At 61.3% G+C, this 18931-nt stretch carries 12 protein-coding genes; 3 read left to right on the top strand and 9 right to left on the bottom strand.

Features of this window, described 5'->3' with window-relative positions; all coding sequences use genetic code 11:
* Positions 1-288: 288 nt before the first annotated feature.
* From QEN71_RS43305 to QEN71_RS43275, 7 genes are read right to left on the bottom strand one after another with little or no spacing between them, the layout of a single operon-like run.
* Positions 289-825, bottom strand: a complete 537-nt coding sequence (locus QEN71_RS43305; protein WP_201659273.1) for a hypothetical protein — start codon at positions 823-825, stop codon at positions 289-291.
* Between the two features lie 21 nt (positions 826-846).
* Complete coding sequence (gene brxL, locus QEN71_RS43300) at positions 847-2916, bottom strand: protease Lon-related BREX system protein BrxL (RefSeq protein ID WP_201659276.1); 2070 nt, start codon at positions 2914-2916, stop codon at positions 847-849.
* An 8-nt stretch (positions 2917-2924) separates the two neighbouring features.
* The gene (pglZ, locus tag QEN71_RS43295) at positions 2925-5543 is read right to left on the bottom strand and encodes a BREX-1 system phosphatase PglZ type A (protein ID WP_201659279.1); all 2619 of its coding nucleotides are present in this window, start codon (positions 5541-5543) and stop codon (positions 2925-2927) included.
* Positions 5536-9084 carry a BREX-1 system adenine-specific DNA-methyltransferase PglX gene (pglX, locus tag QEN71_RS43290; RefSeq protein ID WP_201659282.1) on the bottom strand — a complete coding sequence of 1183 codons (3549 nt, stop codon included), beginning with the start codon at positions 9082-9084 and terminating at the stop codon, positions 5536-5538. The genes pglZ and pglX overlap by 8 nt, the downstream gene beginning before the upstream one ends.
* 25 nt (positions 9085-9109) lie before the next feature.
* Positions 9110-12766 (bottom strand): BREX system P-loop protein BrxC, encoded by a 3657-nt coding sequence (brxC, locus tag QEN71_RS43285; protein WP_201659285.1) that lies wholly within the window; start codon positions 12764-12766, stop codon positions 9110-9112.
* Between the two features lie 15 nt (positions 12767-12781).
* Positions 12782-13360 carry a DUF1788 domain-containing protein gene (locus tag QEN71_RS43280; protein WP_201659288.1) on the bottom strand — a complete coding sequence of 193 codons (579 nt, stop codon included), beginning with the start codon at positions 13358-13360 and terminating at the stop codon, positions 12782-12784.
* A complete protein-coding gene (locus tag QEN71_RS43275) occupies positions 13357-14040 on the bottom strand; it encodes a DUF1819 family protein (protein ID WP_233472099.1) in 684 nt (227 codons plus the stop codon). Before QEN71_RS43275 ends, QEN71_RS43280 begins: the two co-directional genes overlap by 4 nt.
* Before the next feature lie 771 nt (positions 14041-14811).
* On the opposite strand from QEN71_RS43275, the gene QEN71_RS43270 reads away from it, so the two are divergent.
* Positions 14812-15096: a type II toxin-antitoxin system Phd/YefM family antitoxin gene (locus QEN71_RS43270; protein ID WP_201659291.1), complete on the top strand. Its 285-nt coding sequence runs from the start codon at positions 14812-14814 to the stop codon at positions 15094-15096.
* Positions 15096-15434, top strand: coding sequence for a type II toxin-antitoxin system RelE/ParE family toxin (locus QEN71_RS43265; protein ID WP_201659294.1), 339 nt, complete (start codon positions 15096-15098; stop codon positions 15432-15434). Before QEN71_RS43270 ends, QEN71_RS43265 begins: the two co-directional genes overlap by 1 nt.
* A 348-nt stretch (positions 15435-15782) precedes the next feature.
* On the opposite strand, the gene QEN71_RS43260 is transcribed toward QEN71_RS43265, so the two are convergent.
* Together QEN71_RS43260 and QEN71_RS43250 are read right to left on the bottom strand one after the other, a co-directional pair.
* Positions 15783-16130 (bottom strand): response regulator, encoded by a 348-nt coding sequence (locus tag QEN71_RS43260; RefSeq protein ID WP_233472100.1) that lies wholly within the window; start codon positions 16128-16130, stop codon positions 15783-15785.
* Between the two features lie 763 nt (positions 16131-16893).
* The gene (locus QEN71_RS43250) at positions 16894-18285 is read right to left on the bottom strand and encodes a sigma-54-dependent transcriptional regulator (RefSeq protein ID WP_201659297.1); all 1392 of its coding nucleotides are present in this window, start codon (positions 18283-18285) and stop codon (positions 16894-16896) included.
* Positions 18286-18667: 382 nt separating this feature from the next.
* Between QEN71_RS43250 and QEN71_RS43245 the strand changes: the two genes are divergently transcribed.
* The gene (locus tag QEN71_RS43245) at positions 18668-18913 is read left to right on the top strand and encodes a hypothetical protein (protein ID WP_201659300.1); all 246 of its coding nucleotides are present in this window, start codon (positions 18668-18670) and stop codon (positions 18911-18913) included.
* Positions 18914-18931 lie beyond the last annotated feature (18 nt).

The raw sequence follows: 18931 nt of genomic DNA, 5'->3' as shown, positions 1-18931 counted from the left end.
CTCTTTCTATTCTTGTGGCCCGCCACCTGTTGAACTCATTCAGAAGCCGCAAACAGACTACCAAGCCTGCGGCTATGCTAATCAGAATCGCTATCGCTTTTCCGACAGAGCTGATCCTTACCGCTTCATATAGTCCAGTAAGCCAACCTACACTTGTCGTAATGCTGTCAAATAGCTGTCGCATGGATTTATCGTTCTTTGAAAACGCTGCAGACGCACATCCGTCGCCGGTTTGCCGCAACTCCGAGTCGTGGCTTCTATAGATAGCGGCTCGAGGGCACGCGGACGCTAGTTTCGCATCTCAACGCGGCGGTTCACCGGCAGGCGGCGCAGTGGTCGCGTTTTGACGCGTCGCACTCGGGGCCGCTGCTCATCCTTCGGCGCTTCCACGCGATAGCCTGCATGCTCCAACACGCGCGCGCACAACGCGAGAAACCCGTCGACGGAAAGGTCATTCTTCGCGTCGTTCGTGCGCCACGCACATATCTTGAACGAAGCGGCCGACGCCGATGCCTCAAAGTGATCGACAGTCGGCAGAAGCGCGAAGCCGGCCTTGTAGTGGTGACGCCCTGCTTGATATTCAGCATTGGCGTATTTTGAGATGAGGTGCCAGTCGAGCCGCTCGCCGGTGTAGTGATCTCGGCCTTCACTCGCGAGCACCGCGGAATGGATTGCATCGCGATATTGCGCACCGCTCGCGGTCATGCCTCGCGCTCGATCGCGACCGACATGCGCCTGCGCTTTGCGCAAAAGCCAGCGCAAATATAGATCCTCCGAGACGACACCAACCAAGAACGGTGGAAGCTGGCGCTTGCGCTCTCCCATCGATTTCACCCCGTGAATTGCTCACTCGACGCCGAGCGCCTTAAACACCGCATCGACGGGATCTGAGTAGAAGCTGGTCTGAAACTTGGCAAACAGTTCGCCAGGAACCGTTGGGATGTCAGTCACACTAGACATGGGCAACAAGATCCGCTTCGCCCCGGCGTCAAACGCCACTTGCAGGCTTTCGGCGAGATTTCTCGCCTGGGCAACCGTGCCACCGAGCGTCATGTCACCCATCACTGCCAACTGTGACTGCAACGGCTTACTCAACGCCGCAGAGCAAAATGCAATGAAGCTCGCAAGAGTCACAGCATTCGGCGAACCGGAGTTTTGAAGCTCTACCAGATGCAGGTGGAAGTCCCGCTCTGCCGGATGGATCGACGCGCTGACTCGGCTCGCGTTCGCCTTGAAGTAGTCAAACGCCACGCGAACATGCTCGCGCGACAACGAGCCGGAGACGGACAGTTTGCCGCTACCGCCGAGCGCTTGAACCTCCATGCGATAAACGCCCGGCATTTCAGCCGCGGCCATCGCGATCGTGTGCAATACGCCAGGTTGGAGACGCCCTTCTGGAATGATACCGCCTCCGGTCTGCTCAGGCACGGCGACAAACCGCTCCTGCATGTCTTCGAGGTCGACGTAGGAGAAGTGGACGTCGTAAAACTCCATCCCGCCAATTTTCTTGAGCTGCTCCTTGACGCGGCGACGCACCTCCAACGCGTATTCGAGGCAGCGGCGGACCGTTTCCTTTTCATACTCGCCATTCGGGCAGATCAGTTTGAGCAAGCCCGAAACCGTGCGACGAACGGCAATGGTATCGCGCTGGTTGAGATTGTTGCCGAGCTTGAACCACTTGTCGATCGCGTCCGCGAAGCTTCGCTTGCGCATCTCGCGCACCCATTCCGCAAGGTAATCGACGATCAAGCCGTATTGGTTCGTAAAGAACTCCGGCCGCATCTTTGGGATTTCCCAGCCCGGCACATAGGCGTGAAAGCGATCGAAGAAGGCAGAGTCGATCATCGCGTCGGGAAACGGCGCGAGAAGATGGCTCGTCTTCACCATCGATTCGATGCTTTGATTGATGTTGCCCACGAAGACCATCGACGCACTGGCGTTGACTGACTCGCGGCCGCGGCTGAACGAGCCTGACGCCATATAGTCCTTCATGATCTGGACACCGTCGTGGTCTTTGAAGCTAATGCCGGCGACCTCGTCGAACGCCACGACGTCCCACAGGCCGACCAACCCGACCTTACGAGCGCTCATGTTGTAGAACAGATTGGCCACGGTCGTCTGCCCACCGGAGACGAGGATCGAATTCGGGCTGATTTCTTTGTAGATGTGGCTCTTGCCCGTGCCGCGCGGCCCGAGCTCGCAGAGGTTGTAGTTGTTTTCCACCAAGGGGATCATGCGGGCTAGCAGATGCCACTTGACCCGCTCCTTAAAGCACGTGGGCTCCATCCCCGTCGAGCGCAGCAACGTGTCGATCCATTGCTCTTCCGTGAAGCTCTTCCTCGCTGAAAACAACTCGGACATGTCGAGGCTGGGCATTTGAATCGGCTTCAAGTCCGCCACGGCGAATGGAGATGACTTCTGGTTTTCCTCAAAATAGTAGCGCAGCGTCACGATGCACCAAATGCCGCCGACGAGCAGCTTCTCGTATTGGCGGACGTAGTGATCGGGCACCTCCGCGTTCTTGATGCCGAGGTTCGAGAGCAGCGCCTCGTAGGCGTCGCGGCTCTCGTTGAGCTTTACGGTGACTTTGTCGATCACCTTGAACGAGCCGAGCTCGCGGATCTTGCTCTTGACCTTTTCGGCCTCGTCGGGGCGCACGTAGTTCTCGGCCAAGATGCGCTTGACGCTGTCGAGCCCGGCGCGAATCGTCTCCGGATCGTCGGAGGCGCAATACATCCCCAAAAGGTATTCGAGCACATAGACCGGAACGTTGGCGCCCTCTTTGATCAGCTTCGTGAGGTCCTTGCGCACCACTCGCCCCGCGAAGCTCGCGTTCAGCAGCGTGTCGAGCGAGCGCTCACCCGCCGCGTCCAAGCTCGCCTTTTCCGCCAGGGGCTCTGAGGTTGGTTCTGCCATTCCTGCCTCTAAAAATCGTTGCTGAACGCCAAGTCAATCCGCACGGGCACCCGCCACGCCTCGGCCTTGGTCTTGGCGTCGCGCGCCACGAGAAAGTAGTCTTTCGTCCGGTCGTGGGAGCCGGCCTGGATCGTGAGCATCACCGAGCGCTTGCGCTCGTCGAGCAAGGGCGAAGGGCTGTCGAACGTGATCGCCTGCTCGTCGCTCACCGGCGTGTCGCCGTCTCGAATGGAGAATATTAACGTGACGGGCAGAACGCGCTCCGAGATCGCCTCATTTTGAATGAACTCGAAGCGTTGTTTGTTCGTCACCACACGGTTGCTCGACCCCAGCGTGCTCACTTCCACTGGCTTGCTGCGGACCTTCTCGGACTCGCTCTCTTTGACCACAATGACCGGGACGGCAATTTCCTGCGGCATCGCGCTGCCGTGGACGAAGCGAGCGCCGCCGGAAAAGTGAAAGCGGCCGGCGGCTTTGGGCGCCCAAAAGTCGACGCTCCCCTCGCCCGCGTCGGTGCCGGCCGTCCGCTCCGTGGAGCCGCACCAGGCCTTGGGCGTGCTCCCCATGCCGCGGCCGAGAATGTAGCGCTTCTTCGACTTGACGGCGCCCTCGGGCTCGGCGTCGAGCACGGAGCGGTCGGCCTCTTCGAGCGCCGACTCCTGATACAAAAAGCCATGGTCCGCCGTCACGAGTACCGTCGAGCCATTGAGGCTGTTGACAATAAAGTTAACCGTGTCGGCCAGCTCCTTGATGGTCTGCGCCGTCGCTTCAAAGGCCTTCGTCTCGGTCGCTCGCTTGTCGCCGATCGCGTCGATGCGATCGTGGTAAATGTAGACGAGCCGGTACGGCTTGACGAACTCGCGGCCGCGCTCCTTCCCCTTCTCCATCAACTCGTCGCGGCCAATGGCCACTCCTTCGTGCTGCGCGAGGATGGCCGAGCGCTGTTCGAGCGTGGCCGACGGCTTCGCGTCCACCATCACGTCCAGGTTGGCGTTCGACTTGTAGGCCAGGCGCTCATGGGGCAAGAGGCTCGCCATCCCCAGGGTCGTGTAGCTTGGCAACACGCCGAGCATCGCTTCGAGTCGCGCCTTCACCCGATTGCGCGTGTTGAGGTCGCGCGTGAGCTCTTCGGCCGCCTCGTAGCGGAAGGCGTCTGAAATGATCACGAAGACGCGCTTGGCGCTGTCGAACTCGGGCTGGACCACCTGAGCGTAAAACGCCTGCTGGTTCACCACTCCGGGGAGCGTCCACGAACTCAGCAAGCCGCCTTCACCTTCGATCACCGAGGCCCAAGCCGACGCCAGCTGTCCGATGAACCAACCGGAATAGGCAGCCTCCATCCGATCGCGCAACTCGTGAAGGAGCGCCCACCCCATCGGCTCCACTGATTCCGTCGCGCGCATGAACCACCGATAAAGCTGGTCGAACCTGAAAATCTCAAATCGGTAGGCGAAGAAAGCGGTCGGTGCGTCGGAAAAGCTGAACCCTGCCGCGCGCGCCGCTTTGAGCTCGAAGAAACTGGCCGCCGCTTCCAACGCGTCGTAGCTCGCCGCAAGCGCTCGCGTCGAGTCGTTTGCGCCCGCCAGCAACGGGTTGGCCCAGTGGCCATCGCGGCGCCGGGCAATCAGTGCGCGAATCGAATCCATGTTGGCGCCGCCACCGGCGATGATGCGACCTTTGAGGTCCGCAATCACCCGTTTCTCAACGCTCTCGAAAGTCATCGATTCGACCAGATCTTCGGCGCTCATGGGGCGAATCAAATCGTCGACGCGCAGGTCGCTGGCCACCAACGTTGAGAGCGTGTCGTAGCTGCCGTAGTTCGCCATGTCCGAACGCCAGCGGCTCGCAAACACCGACGCGTGCGCGGCTCGGGCGCGCTCGCGGATGAGCAAATGTGCCATGGGCGCGGGCGTCGCGCGCACGCCGTTGCAAAAGTCGGTGGCGAAAATCGCGTAAAGCAAGCCGCGAAGGCAGCGCGCCTCGGGCTCCACCTCTCGATAGCCCATCTCGCGTTCGACCAAGGTCCAGAAGGCGTCGTCGAGGTCGTTGGTAGCGATGTCCGCCAACGCCTTGGGCGTGGCACCCAAATCGTCCGCTTCCGCCGCAAGCCCGGCGAAGACCTTGAGCAAGATGGCCGAGGCGTCGGGCGTCTCGGCACGCACGACGACGCCCAGCATTTTGCGGTCGAGGTGCTCAGCCGTGTCTTGTGGATCCGTCCAGCGCTTCAACCGCTCGAGCCGCTCCCGCGCCCGCAAAAATTTCGCGCGATGTTTGAGATGCGCGCGTAGCGACTGCGTGGCCAGCCCGAGCTCGTCCAGCTGAATCGAGGCGGTGTCCGCGCTGAACGCCTTGCCGCGTAACCGAGCGTCGAGAAGCCAGTCAGCGGTGGGCTCGGGCTCCGCAAACGGCGCGTAAAGCAGCCACCGGGTGTCCTTCTCGCGCTCGATCCAGATTTTCACCTGCAAGGACGGGACTTGATCGAGCCGCACGACGCGAACGCCGTCGAGCTCCACGCCATCGAGCTGCGAGGCGAACTCGCCCTCGGCGTCGTTCCAGAACACCAGCGAGTGCCCTTCGCCCAGCAGGCGCGAAAGGGCCGGCAAAAAGGTGTGCTGCCCGCTAGTCATCGCTTCCGCCAGTGATCGTTTTGGAATCCGCGACCAATTCGCCAAACTTCGCGTAGTTGACCTTCACCCCGTCGTCCAAATCGATCTGAATGCGCATGTCCGCGAAATGCCGCAGCTTCTCGTCGAAGCTCAGCAGCTCCGCGTGCTTTCGCCGGAGCGCGTCAATTTGCTTTTGAAGCTTGCTGCGCGACGACGACGAACTCGCCGCGGCCGCGTCCTTTTCGAGCAATTCAATGCGCGCGACCAGCTTGGTCGAGAGCGGCACGACATACACGGAGCGCAGGCGAGCGAGCGTGCGCTCGTTGTAGCGGTGCATGTAGACCAGGGCCTGGAAGGCGCCCTGACGGCCGCTGCTGAACATCCAGTAGACCGGGCGCTTCTTGTAGACCTGAACGTGGTCGCGAAAGAAGCTGTCCGCCACGTACCGACGAATGGTGTCGTCGGGGTCCTCGTCGCTCTTCGGTCCGAGGCTCTGCGCGAGCCACTCGATGTTTTCGTCCACACGCTCGGCGCCCCACAAGGCGCCCACAAACTCGCGGATGCGTTGGGCCCCGTCGTCGTCGAACCACGGCAAATCCGTCGTCGGCAAAATGCCGTCGGCGTCCGCGGCAAATGAGGCGTATCGCGTCGCATCAAAGCCCTCGCCGCCCGCGTGCGCGTAGATCAGCCCGGGTTCGTCGAGGCTGTAGCGCCCCATCATGCAGCCGATCGCGTAGGAGACGAAGCGTTGGGCGTCTTTGGCGCGGTCCGGACGCACAAGCGTGATGTGCTCTTCGCTGACGGTCGGCGAGATCTCCTCGCCCAAGCCATAGGCTTCAATGAAGAATTGATTGTTGGCCTCTTCGAGCGCGAGCATCGTACGCACGTCCGCCGATTTAGCTTGCGCCCACGCGTGCCACGCGGCCGCGAGATTGTCGAGCGAGCGCGCCTCGGCCGACGCGCACGGGTGGCACGGGAACTCCCACGAGCCCTCGTAGGCATCCCAGTCGCGTCGCGAAATCGCGACGAGCTCACGCTCCAATGCGCGAACCTTCTCGACGTGAGTCGGCGGCACGTAAGGCCGGCTGCCGATCACGCCGTTGTTGTAGTGCAGGCCTTGCAAGCTGACGTCGACGATGCGCTGAAACACCCGAGAGTTGGTGTAGCCCAGGAGGCCGTCGAGCGAGTGGCCCGATTTGGCGAAGAGGCTCGGCCCCACCGTATTGATGATGAAACCCTGCGGCACCTGACGGGAGCCAAAAAAGCTCGACGTCAGATCGGACCAGGTGATGCCCGGCTTGAAGTAAAACTCGACGTTTTGCGCGCGCGATCTCGCCCGGCCACCGTTTTCCGTACCAAACGCGCGCACCTCTCGCCCATCGTCTTCCCAGTTGACCACCGTCTCGAAGTTGCCATACCACCGGCGGAACGCACCGCCTTTCAAATGGGGGAACCACTTCTTGCCGGAGGCTTTCGCCTCCGCGCGGCTGTCCATGGAGAGGCCCATTTTGCCGATGGAGACCTCGTGCCAAAGGCGAATGAAGCGGCCGTTCTCGCCGGTCGCCAACCCCTGCTTGGAGAACGCCACGTCCTCAATGGTCTGACCGCTAGCGAAGAGCTGGCGAAAGCGCTCGGAGACCCAGTAAGCAATCGGCTGCCCGGGAATCTCATGAAACTGCTGATTGCTCGCGCGATGGCGCCATGCCGCCGACGGGTCGACGATCGCCTCGCGCAGGCGCGGCTCCTGGTTTTCAATGCCCTTGAAGTCGCTGAGGTCGAAGAAGTCGCCCTGACAGCCTTCGGCTTGTCCCTTGACGCAAACGAACGTGCACACCGGCACGCAGGCGGGCTCAAACGCGTTGTATTCGAGCTGCACCAGCGTGCTGATGCTCGCCTGATCGAGCAGCGCGCGGCGCAGGTCTTCGTAGGTGCTCAAAAACATCCACAGGAACGGCTGAACGGCGCCCAAATAGCCACCCTCGCGCACCATCGAGAGCATCCGCAGATCGAACGAGGCGAACAAGTCGCCCTTGCCTTCGGGATAGCGCGCCTCAACGAAGGCCTTGAGCTTGCGGCTCATCCACTTGCCGCCCATGTAGGGCGGATTGGCCAAGACGGCGTCAAACTGCATCCCGAGAAGAAGCGCCTGCCCGATAAACGGCAACAGATCCTGAGCGGCCGCCTCGGCATACAAGTCGCCGCTGCCCGCCGCGCGTTGCAAGCCCGCCGCCACCGCCGCCAACTCGGAGGCCAAAGGCTCCTCGATCTTGATGAGCGAGCCGTAAGTCTTCGTATCGGCGAAGGTCGAGAGCAAGCCTTCGATCATCTCTAGCGAGATCCCGTAGGGTTTCAAAGGCTCGGCAAGCGCGCTCGGCGACAGCTCGCCGCGTTCTTTGAGGGCGAAGATGTTAAGCGCCGGCGGCTCGTCGAACACGCGCCGATCGTCCGCGCGCGCTTTCATCATTAAGGCGAATCCGGCCAGCTGCGCCGCCCGCTCGTCGATGTCCAGCCCGTAAAGATTCTTTTCGAGAATCAGGCGCGGAATATCGCGCAGGCGAAAGCCCCGCTCCAAATAGACTTGTTTGAGCAGCTCGTAGGCTTCGACCAGAATGTGGCCCGAGCCGCACGCGGGATCGAAGACGCGAAGGCTTTCCGGGTTGAGGCTGCCGCCATCCTCGGCCACGCGGCTCGCCACCATGGCAGTGAGCGGCGCGAGTTCCTGCGCCGGCTGATTCGACGGATCGACGTAGAACGGCCACTGGGATTTGAGCGACGACGCCGGATTGGCCAGGGACCAAAGGCGGCCGACGCTGTTCTGAACGAGGTATTGGACGATCCAGTTGGGGGTGAAGAGCTGCGTGGCCGCTGGAATGTCGTTCGTCTCGACCACGCGGCCAATGACGGCGTCCTTGCGATCGCTGATGTAGAACTGGTAGAGCCAGCCGATCGCCTCGATTTGCTCCCACTCCTCTTCGGGCACTTCCGCCACAAGCTTGGCGATGACCGAGTCGGTGCGCAGCAGGTTGTCGGGCAACAGCAGCTCCGACTCGTCGTCAATGCGCTCGAAGAGAAACGGCATCGCGCGCGAGAGCTCGTTGCATTGGGCCACGATCAAGAGCTTGTAGAGCTCGTTGTCCTGGTTGCCGGCCAGTTGCATGTCGCGAAGGCGATCGGCCGAGAGGCCCGGCAGGCTCAGCTCAGCGGCGTGCCGGAGGATTTCCGGTTGGCCACCATCGCGACTCGAGAGCACCCGCCATCCATGGTCGAGGTAGTCGTGCAACTCCATGAAGCGAAGCGCGACGAATCGGTTGAACCACGTGTAGGCGATCGCCTCGATGGAGTGCGCGTAGCCATGCCGCTCGATCGAGTCGACGACCTTTTGTCGCTGCGCGAGCACCTTCACAGGCCACTCGCGCCCTTCGATGATCGCGACGTCGCCGCGTGTTTCCGCCGGCGCCACGCCTTGCGTACTGATGCCCAGCAGGTTCGCGCGAGCGGAGACGGCGCCGATGAAATCGAGCCGCGCTTGCGGCGCGTAGACTTTGAGATTGGCTTTGTTCATGGCGTGAGCCAGTGCTCCAAAAGGGTTATTGCAGACGAGCTCGATGACCCGATTCGATCGCCGAGATCAGTTCCTCGCGAAGCTTCGCGAGGTAGTCGTCGACGTCTTGCGCGGTGTCCAGATACGTCTTCGCGCTCAGGTCGCTGGTTCGAATCACCTTGACCGGTCGCGCGGTCGGCGCCGACGCCGCAGCCGGCGCAGCGGGTCCGCCGCCCGTCGGGCCACCGGCCGCGCCCGGGCTCAGAGCCGTGGAATTCGCCGCGCTCGCGCCGGGATGGCTCGCCGCCGCCGGGCGCGAGCGCGCCACTCGCGCAATCTGGTCCATCGCCGCGTCGAGCAAGTCGCCCGCCCGCCCCTGCAAAAAGAGTATGCGCGGGATGCTCATCATCGAGGCCAATTGCGCCTTCAAGTCCTGAAGCGGCTTCAACGCGCGATTGCGAAGGTCGGCGTCCGCGTTCGCACCGTCGAGCGCGTGCATCGCCTCGGCGATCTTCGCGTCGACCGACCGAAGCGCGCGCTCGCGCCGCTCGGCCGCTAACGCGTCGTTGACCCGCTCGACCGTCGCCACCAACTGCTCGATGCGGTTAACCTGGCCGTAGGGCGCGGGGTTGCTCCGGATGCGCTCCAACTCCGCAAATGCGGCCGCAGCCGTCGCGTCGTTGAGCAGCGGCTCGCGATTGTCGGCGAAGCTGCTGAGCGCTTCGAGCAAGCGCGCCCACACGGGGGCCTGGTTTTGATAGAAGCTCAGCACGTCGTGGATGTCGTCGGCCCGAGTGCGCCACTCGTTGCGCTGGGTCGCCAAGGCTTCGAGGAATTCAAAGGCGTCACGTCGCGCCAATTGCCGATCGATCGCGCCCAGCGCCTCGGCGATTTCCGAGCTGCCGGGGTAGTCTTTCAGTTCGGCTTTTCCGCGCGCGCGTTCGAGATCGGCCTTCAATCGCGCCAGGTTTGCGCGGAATTCGGCGACGAGCGGGTCCTCCTCGTCCGGCGGCATGGTCGAGAACATGTCGCGGTGCAGCTCGCGCACCTTCGCGCGCGTTTGAGCGTCCGACGTCTTGCGCTTCAAGATCGACACGCTCTTCAAGCGGGCTGCTTTTGTCAGCGGCTCGATGGCGGCCAAGGGGTCGAGGTCGGCGCCGTCCATGACGAGCTTGATCTCGCCGGCCATGAACAGGCGCGCAACGAGGAGCACCGACTCCCACTCCGGCCTCCACCCCCACGGCACCCCGGCAAAGCGCTCCACGACGTCCGAGAGCAGCACGCGGCTGTTTTGCGCGCTCATGTCGAGAAACTGGCGCATTTCGCCCAGCGCCAACGCGTTGCCGGCCTCGCCTTCGAGCGCGATCGACTGTTGGCCAATCGTGTCCGCTGACAGCACGGCTCGAATCTCCGCGATCGGATCGGACTGCCGGACTTTCAGGTAGCCGAGCTTGAAGTAGGTGTTCGTGACGAGGTAATTGAGCATCTCGTCGAGCAGCGCCGGCGGCGACTGCGGCTTGCACGTCAGCCGTTGGCCCATCGCGTAGAAGTCGCCCGCGCTGACCATTTCCGACAGCTGGGACAGCATTCGCGTCCGCCGATCGCGGTTCTCGTCTTTTCGATCGTAGAGAATCCGTTTGAGCGACGGGCTGGCCGTGTCCACCTTGGGTGCGATGTATTTCTCGATTTGCAGATACGTTTTGAGCTCGACGTAGACCCGCGCGTCGTTGGCCATTCGAAGCAGCGCCCGACCGGCCGTCCCTTCGGCGCTTCGACCAATGCACCGCGCCTCGTGCATCATTTCGTATTCGGCGCCCACCGGCGATAGCACCTCAAAGGTCAAGGCCTGATTCGCCTGCTTGTAGGGCGCTCCGTCGAGCAGCCGATTGAACTCATAGTCGCTCTTTGTCTCGCGATGTCGCACCTTCGTCTGTCCGCCGAGGATCTCGTCGAAGACCAGCTCCGCGACGAGGCGCGAAATTTCCCCCTCGGAAATGCTGACGGACTTGACCTCTTGAGAAACGTCGCGCTCTTCGTTCGTCAGGAAGAACCACAATTCGCCATTGCGGCTCACCAAGTTCTGACGCTCCAACCGCTGCAAGGCCGCCTCGATGGTCCGCTTCAACGCGAGCTTGTCCGCGTCGACCTCGTCGAGGCACAACGTCGCGAGGTTGTCGATGGTGCCCTTCACCGCATCGGCATAGCGAATGAGAAACAAAGCGCGCAGCAATTGCAAATCCCACTCTTCGAGCGCTGGGTTCGTGGCCGCCTGATCGATGGCGCGCTTCACCGAGGAATCGAGAAAGCTTTCGATCGCTGGGTAGAAGTCGTAGAGCGGCACGAGCGCGTTGACGTCCTCATTGCCGTTGTGCTTGGCGGCTGTCTGGAACGCGTCGAGCATGGAGCGCTCGCCGCGCGCGAGGTGGCGCCCCGTCGCGCCGACCTTGCGGATCGACTCGAACACCTTTTGGAGCAATTGGAATTGATAAGGCGCGAACGGGTAATGGGCAGCAAAGTCCGCCGCGTCGCGATACCGACGGAACGCGATCGCGTGATCGGCAAACGAAAGCTGGTTGTTGATGATGTCGCCTTTGGACGCCCAAAGGGCCTCGAGCGCGTCGCGCGCGGCGAGCGTCTTTTCGAGCAGCCGGTGCGAAATCACTTCGTCGGTGTTCGAGCTCGAAAGCGACAGTCGCGTGTGAAAGCGCCCCGTGATCTTCGAAAAATCATTGGTGCGCGCCTGATTGACTTCGCCGAGCGTCGCGTCGATGTCCTCCTGGCTGGTGACGATCACCCAAGCGCGGCCCTTGCACTGCGTTCCGAGCTCTTCAGTGATCGTCTGCAGGTTGAGCATCAACTGAGTGTTTTTCCCAATGAACTGCCCCACCTCGTCGACCAAAAACACGATACGGTGACGCGGCCCTTTGGCGTCGAGGTATTTGCGCACGAGCGTCGCGAAGCCCTCAATGTTGATTTTGTAGGCGTCGCGCGCGTTGTCGAACCATTTGGCCGCCGAGTCCGGCGACATGTCCAAGGCATCGCTGAGCCCCGCGATGACGTCGTCGCGCAGAAAATCGACCGCGTCGCGCTCGCGCTCCCAAGCGTTGCCGTTGGCCGCCTGGAACGCTCGTTTGAACGTGGCGTAGGCGCCCTTCGAAATGAGATAGCGCTCCATATCCGCCACGTGCGGCGCGTCGCCCGAGAGCCCCTGCATCTCGTTGAAGACGCGCAAGAACACTTGCAAGATGGCGTCACGGTCGCTTTTCGAGTCCGCCTTCGCGTCGATGTTGAACAAGACGACGTCGGTGTTGCTCGTGACGGCGCGGCGAATGTCGCCGAGGAGCATCGGGTCTTTGACCTTCGAGTTGAAAAACTCGACCGCGTGCCGCCTCGCCCCATCTTCCGGATGGGTCGCTTCGAGATTCGACAGCAGATAGGACAAGATTTTGATGAAGTGCGACTTGCCCGAGCCGAAGAAGCCCGACACCCAGACGCCCATCCGCGCGGCGATCGTCGGGTCGTTCGGGCGGTCGACGGTGGCCAGATACGCGTCGAAGAAGCGCCGCAGATATTCGGTCACCTCCTTGGTCGCGACGTATTCGTCCAGCTCCTGCCAAACGCTCTCGTCGTCGCGCTGGTCGGCTTTGACGACCCCGTTGATCGGACGGTCGATTGGCTTAACAAAAAGCTCTCGGATTTTCATTGGTCTCTCGTGGCTTTAGGACACCAGGCTGAACGCCCGGTAATAGTTGTCGTCGATCAGCGTGTTGAACAGCCGAAGCGACTGCCCGTCGTAGCGCCCTGGATAGAGCATCAGCAAAGGCTTGTGCTGCATGTGCGGATGCAACGCCGACAACAGCGTGTGCGTGCGCACCATCGGATACGACGCGCCCACGCCCTTGACAATCAACAGGTCCAGGTCGGCGACCCCGGTTTGTTCGACGATGCGCGCGGCCAAGCGGTCCTCTTTGAGGACCGAGCGCAACGAGGTGAGCAGCGCGTCATCGCCTTTGGTTTGCTGCATCTCAAACGCCTTGTCCAGCAGGCGGCGATCTTCGAGCAAGCCGATGACGCACTCGAAAAGGTCGACGGTCGCGAACCGCAGTTTCGGACTGTGCTTGCGCAAACCAGGCTCGATGACGTCCGCGAGCCATCCACGCATCGTCATTTCCCTGTCGGATGGGTAATCGAAGATCCAGAAGCCGATCTCCCCGCCCGAGCCTTTGTTTTCGAGCACGTCCGGCAACAGCAGTCGCGGCAACATTTGGTTCAAGCGATCATCGAAGGACGCGCTCATGCGAGAAGCTCCATCCGCTCGAGCGTTTCCATGTCGCCGAGCTGTTTGAGATAAGCCTTCGCGCGGGGGTGCAGCAAAGGCGGCGTCAAGCCACGTCGACGAGTGGAGTCGAGGAATTTGGCTTCGAAAAGGATGCGAACGATCACCTGAAAGAGCTTTTCTCGGGTCGAAGCCGCCCACTGCACCACCGCTTCGTCACGATTCTCGCAGTCGGAGAGAAACCCGTCCCACTGTTGGTGGTTCAAGTGTCTTTCCAACCGTCGCAGATCCGCCGCATAGACGTCGCGCATAAAATCGCTGAGCAGTCTGCTGTGGCGCATCGCCGCGGCGAGCAAAATTTGCCCGCAAAGCTCGCTGTCGCCGCCGATTACGAGCTGCACGCCGTCGGTGTCGAGCGTCTCGAGTCGGTTGCGAATCAGGCGGCCTTGGCGCTTGGCCGTCTGCGGTTTTTTTTGCAGCAGATTTTCGTCGTTGAGGGCAGCTTCCCACCGCTCGGCGCTGGGTTGCGAAAGCAAAAGAGTCGCAATGCGTCGGCTTTCCGGAATCATCAGCGATCCTGCCGAGATTTCGGCGTTATACAGGCCCAACGCAAACCTCCCAATCAAGCCGCTAGGACGACGTGGGCCGGCCCGGCCCGGCTGCCGGCCTTGAAATTGGCCGATCGCTCCCGTTTTGATCACGCTGTTTCATCCATTTTCTGCGCTGTTGTAGCATTTCGCCCGCGCCTCGCCGATCTGGCGCCAGACACTCGACTCAAAGAGTTGTGATTATCGCGCACTTCCCAAGACGTCCATCCGGATGCGTGATTGATTTTGGGCTTTTCGGAGGCAGCAGATTTGAGACGGCCGGCGCGAATGAGCCCGGTGAGCACCTACCGGCTGCTTCGGGGGTGAGCTGGACCCTACGGGCGACGCAGCACGCGAAAACATTTATGGCGCGGTGACCTGCCCGCGCGACCGCGCCCCCCAGGCTTGCTTCGCTTGCGGTGCATCCACTTATGCGCCGGACCACGGTGTGCACTTCCTTTTTTTGTCGGGTAACGGGCGAAAGCGATAGCGCTTATCGACGGGCAGCGCGGAACGGGAGTTGGTCGCGCGAGCGGCAAACGCTCGCGCAACTAAAGTTGCGTCTACTGGCGTCCGCCCGGTTGCCGGGCCGCCCCGCTTGAAAACTGGTAACAGATTTAGTTGAGTGAACGACTGACTCGTCAAACGATGTCCAGAAATGAAGGGGTAGATAGCCCCAACTATCTACCCCTTCATTTGGGAGATAAATTCCGCGCCTCGAGGCGCCGGGCTCGGTGTTTATCGCGCCCTCGACAATTTAATAAGGGGTCAGATTGCTAATTAAAATTATGTCAACTGCGCATCGTGCCAAGACGCATCGCAGGGTTGCTGTCAGACCGTTAATGGTTTAAATTCAGTCCTACCCACCTCGCCCCGGAGCGCCAGATGCATCTCGCGGATCATGTGAAGCCAATCAGCTACCTCAAAAGCGAAGCGGCGCAAATCGTCAAGGATCTGACGGAGTCGGGAGAGCCGCTCATCATCACGCAGAACGGCGAAGCGAAGCTCGTCGTTCAGGACGTGCGAACCTACGAATCGACACAGCAGACGATCGCGCTACTGAAAATCCTGGCTATCGGACAGAAGCAGATCGAGCGCGGGGATCACGCTGATGGCGACGAGTTCTTTGCAGAGCTCAATGAGCTGGACCAGCGGGAAAAGCTCCGCTAATGGCGGCACCCTGGCTGAAGTACCGCATCCTCCCCACCGCACGGATCGGCATCGACGAACTGAGAAGCTACGTCGTTCGCGCATTCGGTTGGGAAACATGGCGTCAGACTTCTGCGCAACTGCAGGAAACGATCAGCCACATTCGCCAGTTTCCCGCTAGCGGTCACGCGCCTCCCGAGCTTGAGGGCTTCTTCGAGGACGGTTTCCGGCAGGCCCTTTCCGGCAAGAACCGGATTATCTATCAGGTCCGCGACGATACCGTTTTTGTTCATCTCGTGGTCGACGTGCGACGTGACCTGCCCTCCCTCCTTCAGAGAATCGTGCTTCGCCTGATGTAAAGGGTCTGGGGCCGGCTCACATGTATTCACGCCTTACATCAGAAATTTCAAGCAGTACATATTAAATGTTGCCAGTTTGATTTATGCCGAATTCAATAGATATCCCAAATATTAGCATTGAAGCATATTCGCGCCGTCTTCGTCGGCCGTCAGCCCGTCCTTGTGTGGGATTCGCAGACTGCGCGCGTGCCGATGAAGCCAAAAAAAAGCCGGGGATCGTAGTCCCCGGCTGAAAGGGTTCTGACCATTCCGAGGGCCGAATCAGAACCCGAGAGAAGACATTGATCGGACTCCCCATATATATGAGGCGATCAACACCCGCCCGCGAACAGATAACGGAAAAGGTTATCAGGCTCTCAGTGCCCTGGCCAGATCGGCGAGCCGATATGGCTTGTGGATGAACGTGAATTCGCCGAGCGAGCCGTGTTCGTCGCGCAAGACGGCGAGTGGATACCCGGAGGACAGTATCACCTTCACCGCCGGATATTCCGATCGGACCAGTCCCGCCAGCTCGATTCCGCTAATCCCATATGGCATGGCAATGTCGGTGAAAACGACCGCAATGTCCCTGCGCTTCTTCAGGATGGTCGCGGCCTCCGACGCACTGCTCGCGCCCAGAACTTCATACCCGATACTACGGAGCAGCTCGCTGGCAAGACCAGCCGATACCGCTGTTTTAGTGCCGGGTTTGACCACGAGTTTCCGCCCGGCATACACATTGAGGAAATCCGTGAGCCTTGCCGACTTTCTCGAAGGGGATGTACACGGGCTGATCGACGACTGGGTCGAATATGCCCGAGAAATCAGCCCGGTCGGGGTCAATGTCGCCACACGGGCACAGATCCAAAGGAGGCTGACATGTCGACGTTAAGGATGCCGTTCACAACGCCGAGAGGGTAGTACACCGTGCAGAAGCGGGACGGTCGTTGACGTTCTCGTTTCCAGGCTTTATCACATACTGGTTCATCGCCTGCACCACCGGATAATCGCTGAAGCTGCGCTCTTCGCGCTCAGTTCGTTCGTGATTGGCATCGCTAGTGCGCTGGGGGCATGTGTCTATCCGGCTACAGTCGAGCCGCACGGCTTCGATCCGAACCTTTGTATGGGCGATACGGATGCCGCCTACGCGAGCGGCTGTGCCCTTACCGCGCACGACCATCCATCGGCGGCCCAATTCGCTGCGCCGGGTGCGTAATGAGGATACATGAGTCACAGTGGTGCCGTTCTTGCGCGCCTCAATGCCATCAGACTATTGATTCCGCGTCGACCAGTTCCGCGATCTCATCGACCTCGATTGTTCGCCCATGCCTGTTCTTGATACCGCTAGTTCCGCAAGCGGTTGGTTGCCCGTGCCAGCCGTGAGCATGTCCATCGGGAAAATACCCCTCGGACGTCGCGGACGGTGCGTCTCGTCCGGCTTCGCGCCGGGGCAAAGCACCCTGAACACCGGCAGGCCCTCCTACTCCACTCCGGTTGTTCTACCGTCCCCCTCGTCGCTCTCCTCCGCCTCCGCTTCCCGATAGTCCACCAGACGGTTGTACAGAGTTTTCAGGCTGATGCCGAGAACTTCAGCGGCGCGGGTCTTCACGCCGCCGCAATGCTCCAGCGTCGCGAGAATCAGCCGGCGATCCGCCTCGTCGAGCGACGTTCCAAACGGAATATCGATACGCGCGCGCAGCTTGCCTGAGGTCAGCGAAATCTGCAGCGGCACCGTGGCGGTGCTGTCTGAATCCGGACCTGACATGATGTAGGCGCGCTGCACGTAGTTCTTCAGCTCGCGCACGTTCCCCGGCCACGCGTTGGACAGCATCATCTCGAGCACGGCCGGAGGGAAGCGCTTCGTCGTCCCGTGCTGCTCGTTCAGTTCGTTGAGGAACGACTGCGCGAGCAGTTCGACGTCCTTGCCCCGTTCGCGCAGCGGCGGCAGGCCGATCGGAAACACGTTGAGACGGTGATACAGGTCGAGACGCAGCTTGCCTTCGAGCACAGCCTGTTCGGGATCGCGGTTGGTCGCGGCGATCAGGCGGACGTCGGTTTCGATTTCCTTCGTCGTGCCGACGCGCATGAACATGCCCGTCTCCAGCACGCGCAGCAGTTTCACCTGCAACTCGATCGGCATTTCGGTGATTTCGTCGAGGAACAGCGTGCCGCCGTTCGCGCGTTCGAAATAGCCTTTGTGCTGACGGTCCGCGCCCGTGAATGCGCCGCGCTCGTGGCCGAACATCTCGGATTCGATCAGGTTCGGCGAGATCGCGCCGCAATTGACGGCGAGGAACGCGTGCTTGCGGCGCAGGCTCAGCTGATGCAGCGTCTGCGCGGCGACTTCCTTGCCCGTGCCCGATTCGCCGACCAGCATCACCGACGCGGCCGTCGGCGCGACGCGGCTGATCTGGTCGTACACCTGCTGCATCACGCCCGAGTTGCCGAGCATCAGCCCGAAGCGGCCCATGCGCCGCAGTTCGCCGCGCAGCGTGCCGATTTCGGCCTTCAGATCGCCCGCACGCGGCAGACGCGCGAGGATCGACTTCACGCGCTGCATGTTGATGGGCTTCACGAGGTAGTCGGCGGCGCCCATCTTGAGCGCGCTCACGGCGGATTCGACTGTCGCGTGACCGGTGATCACGACAAACTCGACGCCCGAGCGGGGATCGAGATCTTCGAACAGGTCGACACCCGTGCCGTCGGGCAGTTTCAGATCCGTAAACACGACGTCCGGCATCTGCCGCACGAGCTGGATGCGGGCGTCGCGCAGGTCACCTGCCGTCGCCGTCGTCAGCCCGTCTTCAGCAATGATCGCCGCAAGCGCTTCGCGGGTATCCCGATCGTCGTCAACAATGAGCGCGTGAGGCATATTGAGAAATCGTGGTAACGGTTGATGGGTGCATTGCCATTCAATTTTGCCAGACGAGCCGCCGCACATCGCCACACGCACAAGGCTCAACGTTTGCTTTGATGACGATGCACCGTGGGCTGAAAAATCCGTCAATGCAACCGGCAGCGAGCACGGTCATCGCCGTTGGCTGCAGCAACTGCCGCGCGCCCAGCTTTCTCGCCGAGGGTAACATGGGCAACATGTGGATCTGACGCGGCTTCTGACGCCGCCGTCGTGAGGGCTAGCCAGCCGGGTAACGACGCAAGGCCTCCTCGATCCCTCAGTGAGGATGCAGAACGGCCAAAGTGCTGTGCGGCGGGCAGGCGGTCAAGCGCAGCGGAAAGGTGTCTGGAGACTGCCGATGAAAATGTCACACCAACTGGCTTCGCGCACGGCGGGCCCTCTCTGGGGACTTCTGTTTGGCGTAATGCTCACAGTGGCCGGCGTCGCGTTCGGTTACTATCTGACGGCCTCTGGCGAGGCGGATCGGGGCGATGAATCACTCGCCGTCGCCGCAGTTGTGCTGGGTGTCTCGGTGGCGGTGTACGCCGCGCGCGAACTGCTGCGCAAACCGGCAAGGGCATCGAAGAAATTACAACAGCCCTGAAAAAAAGCAATAACCCCC

Origin of the sequence: Paraburkholderia sabiae (assembly GCF_030412785.1) — a bacterium.
GTDB lineage: Bacteria > Pseudomonadota > Gammaproteobacteria > Burkholderiales > Burkholderiaceae > Paraburkholderia > Paraburkholderia sabiae.
The sequence above is the reverse complement of the archived record's forward strand: the minus strand, read 5'-3'. Positions and strand labels throughout refer to the sequence as shown.